17 protein-coding genes are annotated in these 15,677 nt (G+C 70.8%); 14 read left to right on the forward strand and 3 right to left on the reverse strand.

What is annotated here, in order from left to right:
- Positions 1–519 precede the first annotated feature (519 nt).
- The 6 genes from JAV51_RS18270 to priA all read left to right on the forward strand — a co-directional run bounded on the left by JAV51_RS18270 (position 520) and on the right by priA (position 4,980).
- On the forward strand, positions 520–768 hold the full coding sequence (locus JAV51_RS18270; protein WP_197321971.1) for a hypothetical protein: 249 nt from the start codon (positions 520–522) through the stop codon (positions 766–768).
- Positions 769–786: 18 nt separating this feature from the next.
- Positions 787–1,296 carry a metallophosphoesterase gene (locus tag JAV51_RS18275; protein WP_197322067.1) on the forward strand — a complete coding sequence of 170 codons (510 nt, stop codon included), beginning with the start codon at positions 787–789 and terminating at the stop codon, positions 1,294–1,296.
- Entirely contained in the window at positions 1,293–2,306 is a 1,014-nt protein-coding gene (locus tag JAV51_RS18280; RefSeq protein ID WP_197321972.1) for a PHP domain-containing protein, read from the forward strand. The genes JAV51_RS18275 and JAV51_RS18280 overlap by 4 nt, the downstream gene beginning before the upstream one ends.
- A 125-nt stretch (positions 2,307–2,431) precedes the next feature.
- The gene (locus tag JAV51_RS18285) at positions 2,432–3,547 is read left to right on the forward strand and encodes an MFS transporter (RefSeq protein WP_197322068.1); all 1,116 of its coding nucleotides are present in this window, start codon (positions 2,432–2,434) and stop codon (positions 3,545–3,547) included.
- Between the two features lie 36 nt (positions 3,548–3,583).
- Entirely contained in the window at positions 3,584–4,213 is a 630-nt protein-coding gene (gene hisH / locus JAV51_RS18290; RefSeq protein ID WP_197321973.1) for an imidazole glycerol phosphate synthase subunit HisH, read from the forward strand.
- 35 nt (positions 4,214–4,248) lie between these two features.
- Entirely contained in the window at positions 4,249–4,980 is a 732-nt protein-coding gene (gene priA, locus JAV51_RS18295; RefSeq protein WP_197321974.1) for a bifunctional 1-(5-phosphoribosyl)-5-((5-phosphoribosylamino)methylideneamino)imidazole-4-carboxamide isomerase/phosphoribosylanthranilate isomerase PriA, read from the forward strand.
- Positions 4,981–5,125: 145 nt separating this feature from the next.
- Here the strand turns inward: priA and JAV51_RS18300 are convergent, their stop codons facing one another.
- Together JAV51_RS18300 and JAV51_RS18305 are read right to left on the reverse strand one after the other, a co-directional pair.
- A complete protein-coding gene (locus JAV51_RS18300; RefSeq protein ID WP_374059072.1) occupies positions 5,126–5,512 on the reverse strand; it encodes a PPOX class F420-dependent oxidoreductase in 387 nt (128 codons plus the stop codon).
- A gap of 68 nt (positions 5,513–5,580) precedes the next feature.
- Positions 5,581–7,377 carry a hypothetical protein gene (locus JAV51_RS18305; RefSeq protein WP_197321976.1) on the reverse strand — a complete coding sequence of 599 codons (1,797 nt, stop codon included), beginning with the start codon at positions 7,375–7,377 and terminating at the stop codon, positions 5,581–5,583.
- Positions 7,378–7,492: 115 nt separating this feature from the next.
- On the opposite strand from JAV51_RS18305, the gene hisF reads away from it, so the two are divergent.
- Together hisF and hisI are read left to right on the forward strand one after the other, a co-directional pair.
- A complete protein-coding gene (hisF, locus tag JAV51_RS18310; protein ID WP_197321977.1) occupies positions 7,493–8,266 on the forward strand; it encodes an imidazole glycerol phosphate synthase subunit HisF in 774 nt (257 codons plus the stop codon).
- Complete coding sequence (gene hisI, locus JAV51_RS18315; protein ID WP_197321978.1) at positions 8,263–8,622, forward strand: phosphoribosyl-AMP cyclohydrolase; 360 nt, start codon at positions 8,263–8,265, stop codon at positions 8,620–8,622. The genes hisF and hisI overlap by 4 nt, the downstream gene beginning before the upstream one ends.
- Positions 8,623–8,624: 2 nt before the next feature.
- On the opposite strand, the gene JAV51_RS18320 is transcribed toward hisI, so the two are convergent.
- Positions 8,625–9,272, reverse strand: a complete 648-nt coding sequence (locus JAV51_RS18320) for a TetR family transcriptional regulator (RefSeq protein ID WP_197321979.1) — start codon at positions 9,270–9,272, stop codon at positions 8,625–8,627.
- 94 nt (positions 9,273–9,366) lie between these two features.
- Between JAV51_RS18320 and JAV51_RS18325 the strand changes: the two genes are divergently transcribed.
- From JAV51_RS18325 to lgt, 6 genes are all read left to right on the forward strand, one after another.
- On the forward strand, positions 9,367–10,920 hold the full coding sequence (locus JAV51_RS18325; RefSeq protein WP_197321980.1) for an anthranilate synthase component I: 1,554 nt from the start codon (positions 9,367–9,369) through the stop codon (positions 10,918–10,920).
- Positions 10,913–11,494 carry a Trp biosynthesis-associated membrane protein gene (locus tag JAV51_RS18330; protein ID WP_197321981.1) on the forward strand — a complete coding sequence of 194 codons (582 nt, stop codon included), beginning with the start codon at positions 10,913–10,915 and terminating at the stop codon, positions 11,492–11,494. The genes JAV51_RS18325 and JAV51_RS18330 overlap by 8 nt, the downstream gene beginning before the upstream one ends.
- Before the next feature lie 156 nt (positions 11,495–11,650).
- Positions 11,651–12,460, forward strand: a complete 810-nt coding sequence (gene trpC / locus JAV51_RS18335; RefSeq protein ID WP_197321982.1) for an indole-3-glycerol phosphate synthase TrpC — start codon at positions 11,651–11,653, stop codon at positions 12,458–12,460.
- Positions 12,457–13,695: a tryptophan synthase subunit beta gene (trpB, locus tag JAV51_RS18340; RefSeq protein WP_197321983.1), complete on the forward strand. Its 1,239-nt coding sequence runs from the start codon at positions 12,457–12,459 to the stop codon at positions 13,693–13,695. Before trpC ends, trpB begins: the two co-directional genes overlap by 4 nt.
- The gene (trpA, locus tag JAV51_RS18345) at positions 13,692–14,477 is read left to right on the forward strand and encodes a tryptophan synthase subunit alpha (RefSeq protein WP_197321984.1); all 786 of its coding nucleotides are present in this window, start codon (positions 13,692–13,694) and stop codon (positions 14,475–14,477) included. Before trpB ends, trpA begins: the two co-directional genes overlap by 4 nt.
- 132 nt (positions 14,478–14,609) lie before the next feature.
- The gene (lgt, locus tag JAV51_RS18350) at positions 14,610–15,665 is read left to right on the forward strand and encodes a prolipoprotein diacylglyceryl transferase (RefSeq protein ID WP_197321985.1); all 1,056 of its coding nucleotides are present in this window, start codon (positions 14,610–14,612) and stop codon (positions 15,663–15,665) included.
- The last annotated feature ends 12 nt before the right edge of the window (positions 15,666–15,677 follow it).

Raw genomic sequence — 15,677 nt, forward strand, 5'->3', positions numbered from 1 at the left:
ACAACTGGAGATCATCAACGACATCGCCTCCGACGACTGCCGCTACAGACGTGACGTCTGAGTGGTACGCAGCGATGGCAACCTTCGAAAAGACCTTCGATGCGATGGCGTTTTTTTTGTGTCGTGTGCTGCGATGTGCTGGGTGTTCGCCGCTGCGTTCGGGTCGGACTGACCTTGCCGCGCGTCGATCCGCGGCAGAATGTCCGTCTCCTCGCTGTGCGACTCGGGCCATTGGCGATCCTGTTGCAAGGCAACCCCTCCACGTCCGGCGTTCGGCCAGAACTCCGCAGGCCAAGATACGGGTGGACGAGCGTCCGTGTCCCATGAGGCCCCGACTCGCGGCTCATCCTGTTGCCGCTGGTCACGGCATGTGTGCGCGCGGTCGACCGGGGTTGTCGAGTCCGCTTCCCGTGACTCTCGGCCGTTGTACCGATTCTGTTTCATTGCGATAGCTGTTTTTGTGGGTACCCGCCAGTGATCGGGCATCGAAGAAGACGCGCATCCGTAGGGGGAGGTTCCATGCGAGTCACGGCCGACGACGTCCGGGCCTTGTTGGCGAGTGACGAGCCCGGGGCACGCCTCGTGCTCCACGAGGGCAGGCTGCGGGTACTGGGTGAGCGTGACCTGCGTTCGCCCGACCACGCCGGTGCCGTGGAGGTGGCGGAACGCGACGAGCTGCGAAAGGAGCTGCCGGACGAGGCGACTCCGGGCGACTACGAGCGCGTCGCTGCGGGTCTGGACGTCACCCTCTCGAACCAGGGCGGTTGAGCGCGGGTGAGCGACGAGCTGCGGCTGCTCCTCCTTGCCGACACCCACGTGCCGCGACGAGCTCGCGAGCTGCCCGAGCAGGTGTGGGACGCGGTGTCGGTCGCCGACGTCGTCGTGCACGCGGGTGACTGGGTGTCGGCCGACCTGCTCGACCGGCTCGACGAGGCTGCGGCCCGGCTGGTGGGCGTGTACGGCAACAACGACGGGCCCGAGCTGCGACGGCGGCTGCCCGAGGTCGAGCGGGTCGAGCTGAACGGCCTCCGACTGGCGGTGGTGCACGAGACCGGGCCCGCGAAGGGGCGCGAGCAGCGGTGCGATCGCCGGTTCGGCGACGTCGACGTCCTCGTGTTCGGGCACAGCCACATCCCCTGGGACACGACGACCCCGGCCGGGTTGCGCCTGCTGAATCCCGGCTCCCCCACCGACCGGCGTCGGCAACCGGCGTGCACCTACCTCACGGCGACGATTCGGGACGCGCGATTGGACGACGTGAGATGGCACACGCTGCCGCGGAAGGACGGGCGATGAATCCCGTGAGCGTGCTCCGACAGATCGCGCTGCACCTCGAACGTGCGGGTGCCCCGACCTATCGGGTCCGGGCCTTCCGCACGGCGGCCGGAGTGGTCGAGGGCGTCGAACGGAACGAGCTGGAGCGGCGGGCCGCAGAGGGGACCCTCACCGAGCTGCGCGGCATCGGCAAGACCACGGCGACGGTGATCGCCGAGGCGCTGGCAGGCCGGGAGCCGGAGTACCTCACGCAGGTCGCGGGCGGGGCGGAGAACCTGCCCGACGGGGGAGAGCTGCTGACGGCGTTGCGGGGCGACTGTCACACGCACTCCGACTGGTCGGACGGCGGGAGCCCGATCGAGGAGATGGCCGAGGCGGCCCGGCAGCTCGGTCACGAGTACGTGGTGCTCACCGACCACTCGCCGAGGCTGACGGTCGCGCGCGGCTTGTCGGCCGACCGGCTGCGGGAACAGCTCGAGGTGGTGGCAGGTCTCAACGCCGCCTACGACCGCGAGGGCAGCCCCTTCCGCATCCTCACCGGCATCGAGGTCGACATCCTCGACGATGGTGCGCTCGACCAGGAGGAGGAGCTGCTGGCGCGGCTGGACGTCGTGGTGGCCAGCGTGCACTCCCGACTGAGGATGGAACGGCGGAGCATGACCGAACGCATGGTCGCCGCCGTGTCGAACCCACACGTGGACGTGCTCGGGCATTGCACGGGACGACTGGTGACGGGCCGGGGGAGGCCGGAGTCGGAGTTCGACGCCGACGCCGTGTTCGAGGCGTGTCGGGACCACGGCGTCGCGGTGGAGATCAACTCTCGGCCGGAGCGGCTCGATCCGCCCCGGCGGTTGTTGCGCCGAGCACGTGAGCTGGGATGTCGGTTCGCCATCGACACCGACGCGCACGCGCCCGGCCAGTTGGGCTGGCAGCCCTACGGGTGCGCCCGGGCGTTGGCGTGCGGTGTGGGGGTCGAGGACGTGGTCAACACCCTGCCCGTCGACGAGCTGCTGAGCTGGACTCGGCGGTGACGGAGGTCTCGTGGCACACGCGGGGTTCGACAGAACGGGTACGGGCGTACTAGAAGTGACGGGTGCCCTCGACCTCCGTGACTGACATCCCGGTCTCACCGCTGCGGCACCGGCCGTTCGTGCTCATGCTGGTGGCCGCGGTCGGGGCGTTCGCGGGCTTCGCGCTGCTGCTGCCCGTGGTGCCGCTGTGGACCGTCCGGCAAGGCGCGGGTTCCGTCGTCGCCGGAGCCTCCACCGGGGTCTTCATGGCGAGCACCGTGCTGGCACAGTTCGCCGTGCCCACGCTCGTGCGCAAGTTCGGTTATCGGACCGGGCTACTGCTCGGGGCGCTGCTGCTCGGCGTCCCGGCCCCGCTGCTGGCCGTGTTCCCCGCGGCCGAGGCGATCCTCGCGACGTCCTTCGTGCGCGGACTCGGCTTCGGACTCCTCACCGTGTGCGCCAGCGCTCTGATCGCCGAGCTGCTGCCGGAGGCGTCGGTCGCGCGCGGTTCGGGCCTCTACGGCCTCGCGGTGGGGCTGCCCCAGCTCGTCGGACTGCCCGCGGGCACGGCCATGGCGGAGCACTGGGGGTTCGTGCCGGTCTTCGTGCTCGCGACCGTGCTGCCGCTCATGGCGGTCGTGCCCATCCTCGGCATTCCCACGGCGTTCCCTCACGACGACACCACGCGAGGCGGCCTGCGCGGGGCCGTGGACGTCGCCTCGGCCACCTGGCGGCCGTGGTTGCCGATGCTCGCGGTGTCCACCGGCTACGGCGCGCTCGCGACGTTCCTGCCCATCGTGTTGAGCCCGTCCGTCGCGACGATCGCGTTGCTGGTCGTGCCGGGTGCGGCGATGCTCACCCGCTGGCTCGCGGGACACGTCGGTGACCGTGTGGCCGCCCCGGGTCGCATGCTGCTGCCCGCTCTCGCCGTCGGTGGTGCGGGGCTGCTCGGCTTCGCGCTCGTCTCCGAGGCGGACGGTCTCGCCGTCGTCGCCGTCGTGGCGGTGACGTTGTTCGGTATCGGGTTCGGGGTCGTGCAGAACGACGCCCTGGTGGCCATGTTCGCCAGGGCTCCCGCCGCCAAGGCCAGCGTGGCCTGGAACGTCGCCTTCGACGCGGGGCAGGGCCTGGGCGCCGTCGCGCTGGGGGCGCTGATCTCGGCCACCACCGTGGGGACGTCGTTCACGCTGCTCGCGGTCGCCGCCCTCGCCGTGCTGCCGGTGGCCTGGCAGGCGGGCAGGACGACGCCGAAGGGTGGTTAGTCTGGAAGGGTGACTTCAGCGCCTTCAGTGTCTTCGGTGCCGTCGGTCGTCATCCTCGACTACGGTTCCGGCAACCTCCGCTCCGCCGAGCGCGCCCTGCAACGCACCGGCGCGCACGTCGAGGTGACCTCGGACCCGAAGGCGGCCGTGGAGGCCGACGGGCTCGTCGTGCCCGGGGTCGGTGCCTTCGCGGCCTGCATGGAGGGCCTGCTGGAGGTCGGCGGCCACCGGATCATCGGCAAGCGGCTCGCCGGTGGGCGGCCCGTGCTGGGCATCTGCGTCGGCATGCAGATCCTCTTCGAACGCGGTGTCGAGCACGACGTCGAGGCCGAGGGGGTCGGCGAGTGGCCGGGCACCGTCGAGCGGCTCGACGCCGACGTGCTGCCGCACATGGGCTGGAACACCGTGCGAGCGCCCGAGGATTCGGAGTTGTTCGCGGGACTCGACCCGGACACGCGCTTCTACTTCGTGCACTCCTACGCCGTGCGGCGTTGGGAACTGGAGTCGGAACTGCCCGGCGCGCAACCGAAGGTCACCACCGCGCACCACGGGGAGGAGTTCGTGGCCGCGGTCGAGAACGGTCCGCTGTGGGCCACGCAGTTCCACCCGGAGAAGTCCGGCGACGCCGGGGCGCACATCCTCAAGAACTGGGTCCAGACCCTCTGAATCCGTTCCGGCCCACCGGTTCCTATAGTGGCCGGGTGAGCTTCACACTACTTCCCGCCGTGGACGTGGCCGACGGACAAGCCGTACGTCTGGTGCAGGGCGAGGCAGGGACCGAGACCTCGTACGGATCGCCGCTGGAGGCGGCGCTGGCCTGGCAGCGTGACGGCGCGGAGTGGATCCATCTGGTGGACCTCGACGCCGCGTTCGGCAAGGGCTCCAACCGCGAGCTCCTGGCGGAGGTCGTGGGCAGGCTTGACGTGAACGTGGAGCTGTCCGGTGGCATCCGCGACGACGAGTCGCTGGCCGCCGCACTGTCCACCGGGGCGCGCCGCGTGAACCTCGGGACGGCGGCGCTGGAGGACCCGGAGTGGAGCGCCCGCGTGGTCGCGACGCACGGTGACCGGGTCGCGATCGGCCTCGACGTCCGTATCACCGAGCAGGGACACCGGCTCGCGGCGCGAGGCTGGACCAAGGACGGTGGCGACCTGTGGGAGACGCTGGAGCGGCTCGACCGCGACGGCGCCCAGCGCTACGTCGTCACCGACGTGAGCAAGGACGGCACTCTGCGCGGGCCGAACCTCGACCTGCTTCGTGAGGTCACCGCCCGCACCGATGCGGCCATCATCGCGTCGGGTGGAGTGTCCAGCCTCGACGACCTGCGGGCGCTGGCGGCGCTGAGCAGCGACGGCGTCGAGGGCTCGATCGTGGGCAAGGCGTTGTACGCCGGTGCCTTCACCCTTCCCGAGGCGCTCGCGGCCGTGGCTTGATTGGCCGTTCACGGCCGTGGCCTGATTGGCCGTTCACGGCCGTGGCTTGATTGGCCGTTCACGGCCGTGGCTGGTTTGGCCGCTCGCGGCCGTGGCCTGACGGGACGGGCGGCGACCAGCACGAGACTCCGGGGCGGTTCGGGCGTCAGTCGGTGAGCGTGATGGCGATACCGACGGTGCGCTGCGGGCCGCCCCTCAGCTTGCTGAAGAACATCGTGATCCGCCCGAGCAGCCCGTAGCGCCGGGCGATGACCCGTCGGGCGTGCTCGCTGCCCTCGTCGTCGAGAATCCGGGCCGTGCCGGTGACGGTGGGCCCGTGGAGGTTCTTCCCCCGCACGTCGCAGGCCGTCAGCCGGACCTCGGGGTTGTTGCGGATGCGCTTGACCTTCCCGGCGTTGCGCTCGCTGAAGACGAGCAACTCGGCGCCGTCCCTGGCGATCCACACGGGAGTCGCCACCTCGGCGCCGGTCTTGCGGAAGGTGACCAGCGACACGTACTTCTCGGAGTCCAGTCGCGCGAGTTCGCTCTCGATGTCCACGGCCACATCGTGCCGGGCCGCCGGGACGGGCGGTACCCCACCCCGTGGGCCCGGCGGTCGGATCAGCCTTCGGCGCGGTACGGGTGCGCGGTGACGGGATCGCTGGACGGAACCCGGTTCGGCTCCGACAACTCCGTCTGTCCACGGTGCAGTGTCGGGCCGCACTGTCGCAGGGGCGAGGCGAGCAGTCGTTGCTCCACCCAGGCCGCCGAGGTGGTCGCGTAGTCGCGCAGCTCGGCGAGTGTCTCGGCGTCCGGCACCACCGACTTGCGCACCCAGTCGCCGTGGGGCTCGCCCTGCTTGGTGTGGTAGTGGATCGGGTAGTAGTCGCGTTCGAGCCGGGGGTCCCACCCGAGGCCCGTGCCGCTCGTCCACGGTTCCCGTATGTGGATGAACGTGGGCTTGGCGACGGTGTAGACGTACTCGGCCTGCGCGCGGCGGTCCTCGGTGCGCGCCATCTCGGCGAACGTCGCGTGGGTCAACCCGGCCATGTCGACGAGGTCGAGTCGGCTCGTGAGCGACGAGCCACCGAGGTCGGGGATCAGCAGGGACGCCTCTTCCAGTCCGAGGACGTCGGCGTAGCCGTTGAAGACGCGACCGAGCCGGTCGGCGACGTAGCACGCGGAGATGTCGGGCTGCGCCCGGAACTGCTCCGAGGCGTGGACGAAGCCCGCGCCGGTGGGCAGCAGCACCGCGACGAGCCCGGCGACGAGCCAGGCGCGGACCCGGGTGCGGGCGGACCGCACCACCTCGACCGTCGCGAGCGTGGCGGCGAGGGTGCCGAGCACCCACACCGGGGTGGCGAACCGGTACTGCGCCATCCAGTCGGGTTCCAGTACGGCGTAGGCGACCACCGCGAGCCCGAGGGGGACGAGCACGGCGAGCAGGCCCGCGCGCCACCAAGTGCCCCTGGCGAGCATCGCGGCGACCATGGCCGCGGCGAACAGCACGGCGAGCGCTCCCACGTAGGAGACCAGCTCGCCCGGCCGGACGAGATCCACGAGGGTCGGCAGGTCCTGCGCCTTCGCCACCGACGGCATGGACAGCCACTGCCCGAACGTCACGTACCGCCACGTGAAGTACGCGCCGACGGGGACGAGGAAGACCAGGGACGACTCGACGCAGCGGCGCAGGCTCGGCACGAGTTCGGCACGCCGGAGCTGAGCCAGCACCACCAGCGGATAGCTACCCGCGTAGATCAGCCCCTCGGGGCGGGTGAGCGCTGCCAACGCGGCCAGCGCGCCGACCGTCACCGCCACCTTCGCGGTGAGCAGCCGGCCGTCCACGACGGCGAGGAAGAGCACCACCGCCTGGGTGACGAGCAGCAGAGCGTAGAGCGGGTTCTCCAACCCGGAGAACGCCCAGATCACGAACGACGGCATCGCGGCGAGGACACCGCCCATCGCGAGCGGCACCACCCACGCGGCCGTGGTGAGGACCCTGCGAGCGGCCACGTAGCTCAGCGTGAGAATCGCCGCGCAGCACAGCAGCGCCAGCGCCTTGGGGAACAACACGTAGTCGGGGATGCCGAACAACAGACCGTGGTCGAACAGCCCGACCAGCCTGCCGAGGACGAGCAGCAGCAGCCACGTCGGATTGGAATAACCCTCGACGGCGGGCGCGCCCGGTTGCAGCACCGGTCCGAGTCCCTCTGCGACACTGCGCGCGTAGGAGAACGTGATGGCGGCGTCGTCGATGATCCAGTACCCGTAGGCGGACGCGTGGGCCCCGATCAGGGCAGTGCCCACGGCCACCGAGGCGACCGGAGCGAGACGAGCGCGTCGAGCGGGCCTCCGGGCCACGTGGTTCTCGGTCTCCGACGGGATCGTTCGGACGTCTCTTACCGAGGCGATCGTCATGGAAGCACTGTAGAGAGCGAAGTGTTCGCCCTGCGTATAACGCGAATACCCGGCACGGCGGGGTGACGCGGTGTCACCCGGCAGAGGGGCCGGACGCCCCGGTTAGGCTGAGTCCATGTCCGTCGCGGTGAGAGTGATTCCCTGTCTCGACGTCGACGCGGGCCGGGTGGTCAAGGGCGTGAACTTCGCCGACCTCCGGGACGCGGGGGACCCGGTCGAACTGGCCCGTCTCTACGACGCGGAGGGTGCCGACGAGCTGACGTTCCTCGACGTGACGGCCTCGTCCGGCAACCGCGAGACGACGTTCGACGTGGTGCGCAGGACGGCCGAGCAGGTGTTCATCCCGCTCACCGTGGGTGGCGGAGTGCGCAGCACGGACGACGTCGACCGGCTGCTGCGGGCCGGGGCCGACAAGGTCAGCATCAACACGGCCGCCATCGCGCGGCCCGAGCTGCTGCGGGAGGCGTCACGTCGGTTCGGCGCGCAGTGCGTCGTGCTGTCGGTGGACGCGCGGCGGGTGCCCGAGGGCGGCACGCCGACTCCTTCCGGCTTCGAGGTCACCACGCACGGCGGCCGTCGGGGCACCGGGATCGACGCCGTGGAGTGGGCGGCGCGCGGCGAGGAGCTGGGTGTCGGCGAGATTCTGCTCAACTCGATGGACGCGGACGGCACGAAGCAGGGCTTCGACCTGGAGCTGATCGAACTGGTGCGGGCCCAGGTCCGGGTGCCGCTCATCGCGAGCGGTGGCGCGGGCGCGGTGGAGCACTTCCTGCCCGCCGTGCGGGCGGGCGCCGACGCCGTGCTGGCCGCGAGCGTCTTCCACTTCGGAGAGATGAAGATCGGCGAGGTCAAGGCGGCCCTGCGAGAGGGAGGTGTCGAGGTCCGATGAGCGGACTCGACCCGGACGTCGCGCGGCGGCTCAAGCGCAACGCCGACGGTCTCGTGTGCGCCGTGGTGGTGGAGCACTCGACGTCGCAGGTGCTCATGGTGGCGTGGATGGACGACGAGGCGCTGCACCGCACGCTCACCACCCGCCGCGCCACCTACTTCTCGCGCAGCAGGGGACGGCTGTGGGTGAAGGGGGAGACCTCGGGTCATGTCCAGCACGTGCGTGAGGTCCGGCTCGACTGCGACTCCGACACGCTGCTCGTGCGGGTGGACCAGACGGGACCGGCCTGCCACACCGGGACCCACACCTGCTTCGACGGTGACGAGCGGGTGCTGTTGGCCGACGAGTCGGCCTGAGGTCAGGCGGCGGTGTCGGTCGGCCCGTCCAGATCGCCCGTCAGGTAGTGCTGGAGCGTGGGCGCGATCGTGGCGACGAGCGTGTCGACGTCGGCGGACGCCACCGGCTCGAATCTCGCCACGTAACGCACGACGCCGAGGCCGATCACCTGGGTGGCGCACAGGGCCGCGCGTAGCTCGGGGCGATCACTGCCCGCCGTGGTCGTGATCGCGGTGAACAGCTTCCGGAGCAGGACGTCGCGGAGCGCGCTGCGGGCCTCGTCGTGGGTCGTGACGCTGCGGACGAGCGCTTCGAACACCTCGCCACCGGCCCCGTCCCATGTGGTGAGGAACCTGCGGACGATGTTCTCCCCGAGCTTGTCGGGGCCGTCCGCGGTCACGTCCTCGATGATGGCGTGCACGTCGAACGGCACCTGGAGGATCGCCTGGGCGAAGAGCCCGTCCTTGCCGCCGAACCAGTGGTTCACCATCGCCGGGTCGACCCCCGCCTGGCCGGCGATGGCCCTGACGGTCGCGCGGTCGTAGCCGCGCTCGGCGAACACGGCGCGGGCGGCGGTGAGGAGGGCCGCTCGCGTGTCCTCGCCGCTCGTCCGTCTGCCACGTCGTCGAGCGGGAGGTCGAGCGGACGTGCTGCCCTTCGCGGTCGTCATGTCGACAATGATGCCCGACGAGGGGATCTCTCAATTCATCGCTGTTGAATTCACCCCGTGACGGTCGCGGCGCCCGCGGCGGGACAATGAACTCATGGTGACTGCCCAGACTTCCCACACCGCGGCCCGTGGACTGGGTGAGGTCAGCCCGAGTCGTGAGGACTTCCGGGCGCTCGCGCAGAACCGCCGCGTGATTCCCGTGGTGCGGCGGTTGCTGGCGGACGCGGACACGCCCGTGGGGTTGTACCGCAAACTCGCCGGTGACCGGCCCGGAACGTTCCTGCTGGAGTCGGCCGAGAACGGGCAGTCCTGGTCGCGATGGTCGTTCGTCGGCGTGGACAGTCCGTCCGCCCTCACGGTGCGGGACGGCAAGGCCGTGTGGACGGGGACACCGGTCGCGGGCCTGCCCACCGAGGGGGACCCGCTGTCGGTCCTGCGCGAGACGCTCGCGACGTTGCACACCGAACCGCTGCCGGGTCTGCCGCCACTCACCGGTGGGCTGGTCGGCTACGTCGGTTACGACGCGGTGCGGTGGCTGGAGCGCCTTCCCGAGCTCGCGGAACGCGACCTCGACATCCCCGAGCTGACGATGTTGCTCGCCACCGACCTCGCCGCGCTCGACCACCACGAGGGCACGGTCACGCTCATCGCGAACGCTGTGAACTGGGACGACTCCCCGGAGCGCGTGGACGCCGCCTACGACGACGCGGTGCGCCGGTTGGACGTGATGGCGGAGCGGTTGGCCGATCCGGCCCCGGCCACCAACGCCGTCTTCGAACGCCCGGCGCCCGAGTTCACCCGCCGGCAGACGAAGGAGAACTTCCACGCCGCCGTGCGCAGGACGGTGGAGGCCATCAAGGCCGGTGAGGCCTTCCAGGTCGTGCCGTCGCAGCGGTTCGAGATGGAGACGGACGCCGACGCGCTCGACGTGTACCGGGTGCTGCGCACGTCGAACCCGAGCCCCTACATGTACCTGCTGCGACTGGACGGTTTCGACATCGTCGGGTCCAGCCCGGAGGCGCTGGTGACCGTCCGTGACGGTCGGGCGACGACGCATCCCATCGCGGGTACTCGCTGGCGGGCCGCCGACCCGGAGGAGGACGCCCAGCTCGCCAAGGACCTGCTCGCCGACGAGAAGGAGCGCGCCGAACACCTCATGCTCGTGGACCTCGGCCGCAACGACCTCGGCAAGGTGTGCCGTCCGGGCACGGTGCGCGTGCTCGACTCCTTCACCGTCGAGCGGTACAGCCACGTGATGCATCTCGTCTCGACCATCACCGGCGAGCTGGCCGACGACGCGACCGCGTTCGATGTCGTCCTCGCCTGCTTCCCCGCGGGCACGCTGTCGGGCGCCCCGAAGGTGCGGGCCATGGAACTGATCGAGGAACTGGAGCCCACCCGGCGCGCCCTCTACGGCGGGATCGTCGGCTATCTCGACTTCGCGGGTGACGCGGACACCGCGATCGCGATCCGGACCGCGCTGATGCGCGACGGAGTGGCGTACGTCCAGGCCGGTGCCGGTGTGGTCGCGGACTCCGACCCCGACTACGAGGACACCGAGTCGCTCAACAAGGCCAGGACGGTGCTGTCGGCCGTGGCCGCGGCGGGAACGATGAGCCCCGCGAAGGTGGCCGATTCCGGTGTCTGAGGCGACCAAGCGTCTACTGTGGATCACCCTGGCGGCGCTCGCGGCGGCGGCCCTGGCGCTGTGGGGTGCGTCCGCGGTGACGTGGGTCGACGTCCCGCCGGGAACCGTCTTCAACGGGGAACTGCGCGACGAGATCTCCGGATCGGACCTCGTGACGTGGCCGACGCCGCTGGCGCTGCTGGCGCTGGCGGCGATGGCGGCGACGCTGGCGCTGCGCGGGGTCGCACGCCGGGTGCTGGGGGTCGTGCTCCTCGCCGTGGCCGGGTGGGTGACCGTGCTGGTGCTGAACGGCTCGGCCTACGACGTCGACCTCACCACGCGGGCGCCCGGCTACGACGCGATCCCCGGCGACCCCGAGAGGACCTGGCTCGGCCCCGCGACGGCGCTGGCCGCGGCGGCCTGTTACGCGGTCGCGGGCGCTGTGCTCGCGTGGCGGGGACACCGCATGCCCCGCATGGGGGCGAAGTACTCCGCCCCCGGGGAGAAGAAGGAACGCAGACGGTCCGGAAATCCCGACTCCGACCTGTGGAACGCGCTGTCGGAGGGTGAGGATCCGACCACGCGCGATCGGTGAGGATCGCGCCGAGGTGCGAGGGCACGGCACAACACGACCCCAGACCGGTGCGCGGCATCGAGCGGGTTAGCATCGAATCGGCGGGAAGGGGAAGGTTTTTGTGAGCCACCTTGCGAGTGAATCAACAGGCATCGCGACTCCCGGTGGGGCCGCCCGGTGAGCGTTCTGGAAGACATCATCGCTGACGTGCGGGCCGATCTCGCCGAGCGCGAGGCGGCGCTGCCGTTCGACGAGCTCAAGCGTCGTGCCGCGGCGGCACCTGCGCCGAGGGACGCCATGGCGGCCCTGCGGGAATCGGGGATCGCCGTGATCGCGGAGGTCAAGCGCCGCAGCCCGTCCAAGGGTGACCTGGCGTCGATTCCCGACCCGGCGGCGCTGGCGAAGGACTACGAGGACGCGGGTGCGCGCGTCATCAGCGTGCTCACCGAGCAGCGTCGTTTCGGTGGGTCGTTGGCCGACCTCGACGCGGTGCGCGCGGCCGTCGACGTTCCCTTGCTGCGCAAGGACTTCATCGTCAGCCCGTACCAGGTGCACGAGGCGAGGCTGCACGGCGCCGACATGGTGTTGCTGATCGTCGCCGCGCTGGAGCAGAACGCGCTCGTCGCCCTGCTCGACCGGGTCGAGTCCCTCGGCATGACGGCGTTGGTGGAGGTGCACAACGCGGAGGAGGCCGACCGGGCGCTGGAGGCCGGTGCCTCCGTCATCGGCATCAACGCGCGCAACCTCCACACGCTCGAGGTGGACCGCGACGTGTTCGGTCGGCTGGCTCCGGGCCTGCCGATGGACGTCTACAAGGTCGCCGAGTCCGGCGTGCGGGGTCCGGGCGACCTCATGGCGTACGCGGGCCACGGTGCCGACGCGGTGCTGGTCGGTGAGGGGCTCGTCTCGACGGACGACCCGAAGGGTGCGCTCGTGAAGCTGGTGACGGCGGGCTCGCACCCGGCCTGCCCGAGGCCGAGCCGATGACAGGAGTGGAAGGCGTGAGCACGGACCGGGCGGGCGCCGCCCACGACCCCGACGAGCGGGGGCACTTCGGCCCGTACGGAGGTCGGTACCTGCCCGAGGCGTTGATGGGCGCGCTCGACGAGCTCGCGGCCGAGTACGAGAAGGCGAAGTCGGACCCGGAGTTCACCCAGGAGTTCGAGCGGCTGCTCTCCGGTTACGCCGGGCGGCCGTCGTTGCTCACCGAGGCGCCGCGGTTCGCCGAGCACGCGGGCGGTGCGCGGATCTTCCTCAAGCGGGAGGATCTCAACCACACCGGCTCCCACAAGATCAACAACGTGCTCGGCCAGGCGTTGCTCACCAAGCGGATGGGCAAGAAGCGGGTCATCGCCGAGACCGGTGCGGGGCAGCACGGGGTGGCCACCGCCACGGCGTGTGCGCTGCTCGACCTCGAGTGCGTGGTCTACATGGGCGAGGTCGACACGCAGCGGCAGGCGTTGAACGTCGCCAGGATGAGGCTGCTCGGTGCCGAGGTGGTGCCCGTGCGGACCGGTTCCCGGACGCTCAAGGACGCCATCAACGAGGCGCTCCGCGACTGGGTGACCAATGTGGACACGACGCACTACCTGCTCGGCACGGCGGCCGGTGCGCATCCCTTCCCGGTCATGGTGCGCAACTTCCACCGCGTCATCGGTGAGGAGGCTCGGCGGCAGATCCTGGAGCTGACCGGCCGACTGCCCGACGCCGTGGCGGCGTGCGTGGGCGGTGGCTCCAACGCCATCGGCATCTTCCACGGCTTCCTCGACGACCCGGACGTGCGCCTGGTGGGGCTCGAACCCGGCGGGAAGGGGCTCGACTCCGGTGAACACGGTGCCACGCTGACCCAGGGGACCCCGGGCACGCTGCACGGCGCGCTGTCCTACCTGCTGCAGGACGAGGACGGCCAGACCGTCGAGGCGTACTCGATCTCCGCCGGACTGGACTACCCGGGCGTCGGTCCCGAGCACTCGTACCTCAAGGACACCGGTCGGGCCGAGTACCGGGCGGTCACCGACGACGAGGCCATGGAGGCCTTCCGGCTGCTCTCGCGCACGGAGGGCATCATCCCGGCGATCGAGTCGGCGCACGCCCTCGCAGGCGCGTTGCAGCTCGGCAAGGAACTCGGTCCCGACGCGCACATCGTGGTCAGCCTCTCCGGCCGCGGTGACAAGGACGTGGACACCGCTGCCCGGTACTTCAAGCTCGTGGAGGACGTGTGAGCAGGCTCGGCGAGCTGTTCGACAGCACGAAGGCGGAGCGTCGCGCCGCGCTCGTGGGCTACCTGCCCGCCGGGTACCCGACCGTCGACGAGTCCAAGGACCTCGTCGCGGCCGTGCTCGACGCCGGGGCCGACCTGATCGAGGTCGGTGTCCCGTACTCGGACCCGGTGATGGACGGCCCGACGATCCAGAGCGCGGCCGACACGGCGCTGCGCAACGGGTTCCGGCTCAAGCACCTGTTCGAGGTCGTCGAGTCGATCTCCGCCAGGGGTGGCCGGGCCGTGGTGATGACCTACTACAACCCGGTGCACCGCTACGGGGTCGACGCCTTCGCGCGGGACCTGGCCTCGGCGGGCGGGCTCGGACTCATCACCCCGGACCTCACGCCGGACGAGGCGTCGGATTGGATGGCCGCCTCCACCGAGCACGGGCTCGACCGGGTCTTCCTGGTGGCGCCGTCGTCGTCCGAGGACCGCATCGCGATGACCACGAAGGCCACCACGGGCTTCGTCTACGCGACGGCGGTCATGGGTGTCACGGGCGCTCGCGACACGGTCGGCAGCGCCGCCTCGGACCTGGTGCGGCGTACGCGCAAGCACACCGACCTGCCGATCGGGGTGGGTCTCGGGGTGCGCTCCGGCGACCAGGCCGCCGAGGTGGCGGGCTTCGCGGACGCGGTGATCGTGGGATCGGCCCTGGTGGCGAAGGCCGCCGAGGGCACGGGGCCGTTGACCGAGCTGACCGAGGAACTCGCCGACGGCGTCCGCCGTCCGGTGCGCTGAGGACCGACGAGCCGATCTCCCCGGCTCTCGTTCGGGCCGGCAAGAGCGGGCAAACCGCCCAGTCGGGTCATCGGGGCGGGCTTTCTCGTGGGGTCCGCAGTGGCGGGTACGACGTCGCGCTACGGTGACCGTGTGAACACCGCGTCGACGTATTTCCTCGCGAGCATCCCGAGCCCCGACCGGGGAGTGTGGGAGATCGGACCGCTCTCCCTGCGGGCGTACGCGCTGTGCATCATCGCCGGCATCGTCATCGCCATCTGGTGGGGCGATCGCCGCTGGGTGCAGCGCGGCGGGGTCAAGGGCACGATCGTCGACGTCGCGGTGTTCGCGGTGCCGTTCGGCCTGATCGGTGGCCGGCTCTACCACGTCATCACCGACAACCAGTTGTACTTCGGCGAGGGCGAGGACCCGATCCGTGCGCTCTACATCTGGGAGGGCGGTCTCGGCATCTGGGGAGCCATCGCGTTGGGTGCGGTGGGCGCGTGGATCGCGTGCCGTCGCCGCGGCATCCCGCTGCCTGCGGTGGCCGACGCGATCGCCCCCGGCATCGTGGTCGCCCAGGCCGTCGGGCGGCTGGGCAACTACTTCAACCAGGAGCTCTACGGCGGCGAGACCGACCTGCCGTGGGGCCTGGAGATCTACGAACGCATCGATCCCGCCACGGGCCTGCCCGACCAGCTCAACGGTGTGGCCGTCTCCGACGTCCCGCTGACGGTGGTGCACCCGACGTTCTTGTACGAGCTGGTGTGGAACCTCGGTGTGGCCCTGCTGGTGGTGTGGGCCGACCGCCGGTTCCGGCTCGGCCACGGCCGCGCGTTCGCGCTGTACGTCGCCGGATACACCGCGGGCCGCTTCTGGATCGAACTCATGCGCACCGACCAGGCCAACCACATCCTGGGCCTGCGGGTGAACGTGTGGACGTCGATGCTGGTGTTCGCCGGTGCGGTGGTGTACCTCGTGCTCGCTCGGCGGCGTGGCCCCCGGGAACGGCCCGAGGATCTCGCTATCGGTCCGGACGACGTCGACCGCGGTACGCCGGACGACGAGGCCGGGGAGGCCGGGCAATCCGGGGACGCGGGCGAGACTTCGGAGGCCGGTGCCGAGGCCGACGAGCGGAAGCGTGACGAAGGGCGTGGTGGCGACACGGCTGGTGTCGACCTCAGCGACTCGTCGGCGACCCGGCCCTGACGCGGCTCGTCC

It is taken from the genome of Saccharomonospora sp. NB11 (assembly GCF_015910535.1).
Lineage (GTDB): Bacteria > Actinomycetota > Actinomycetes > Mycobacteriales > Pseudonocardiaceae > Saccharomonospora.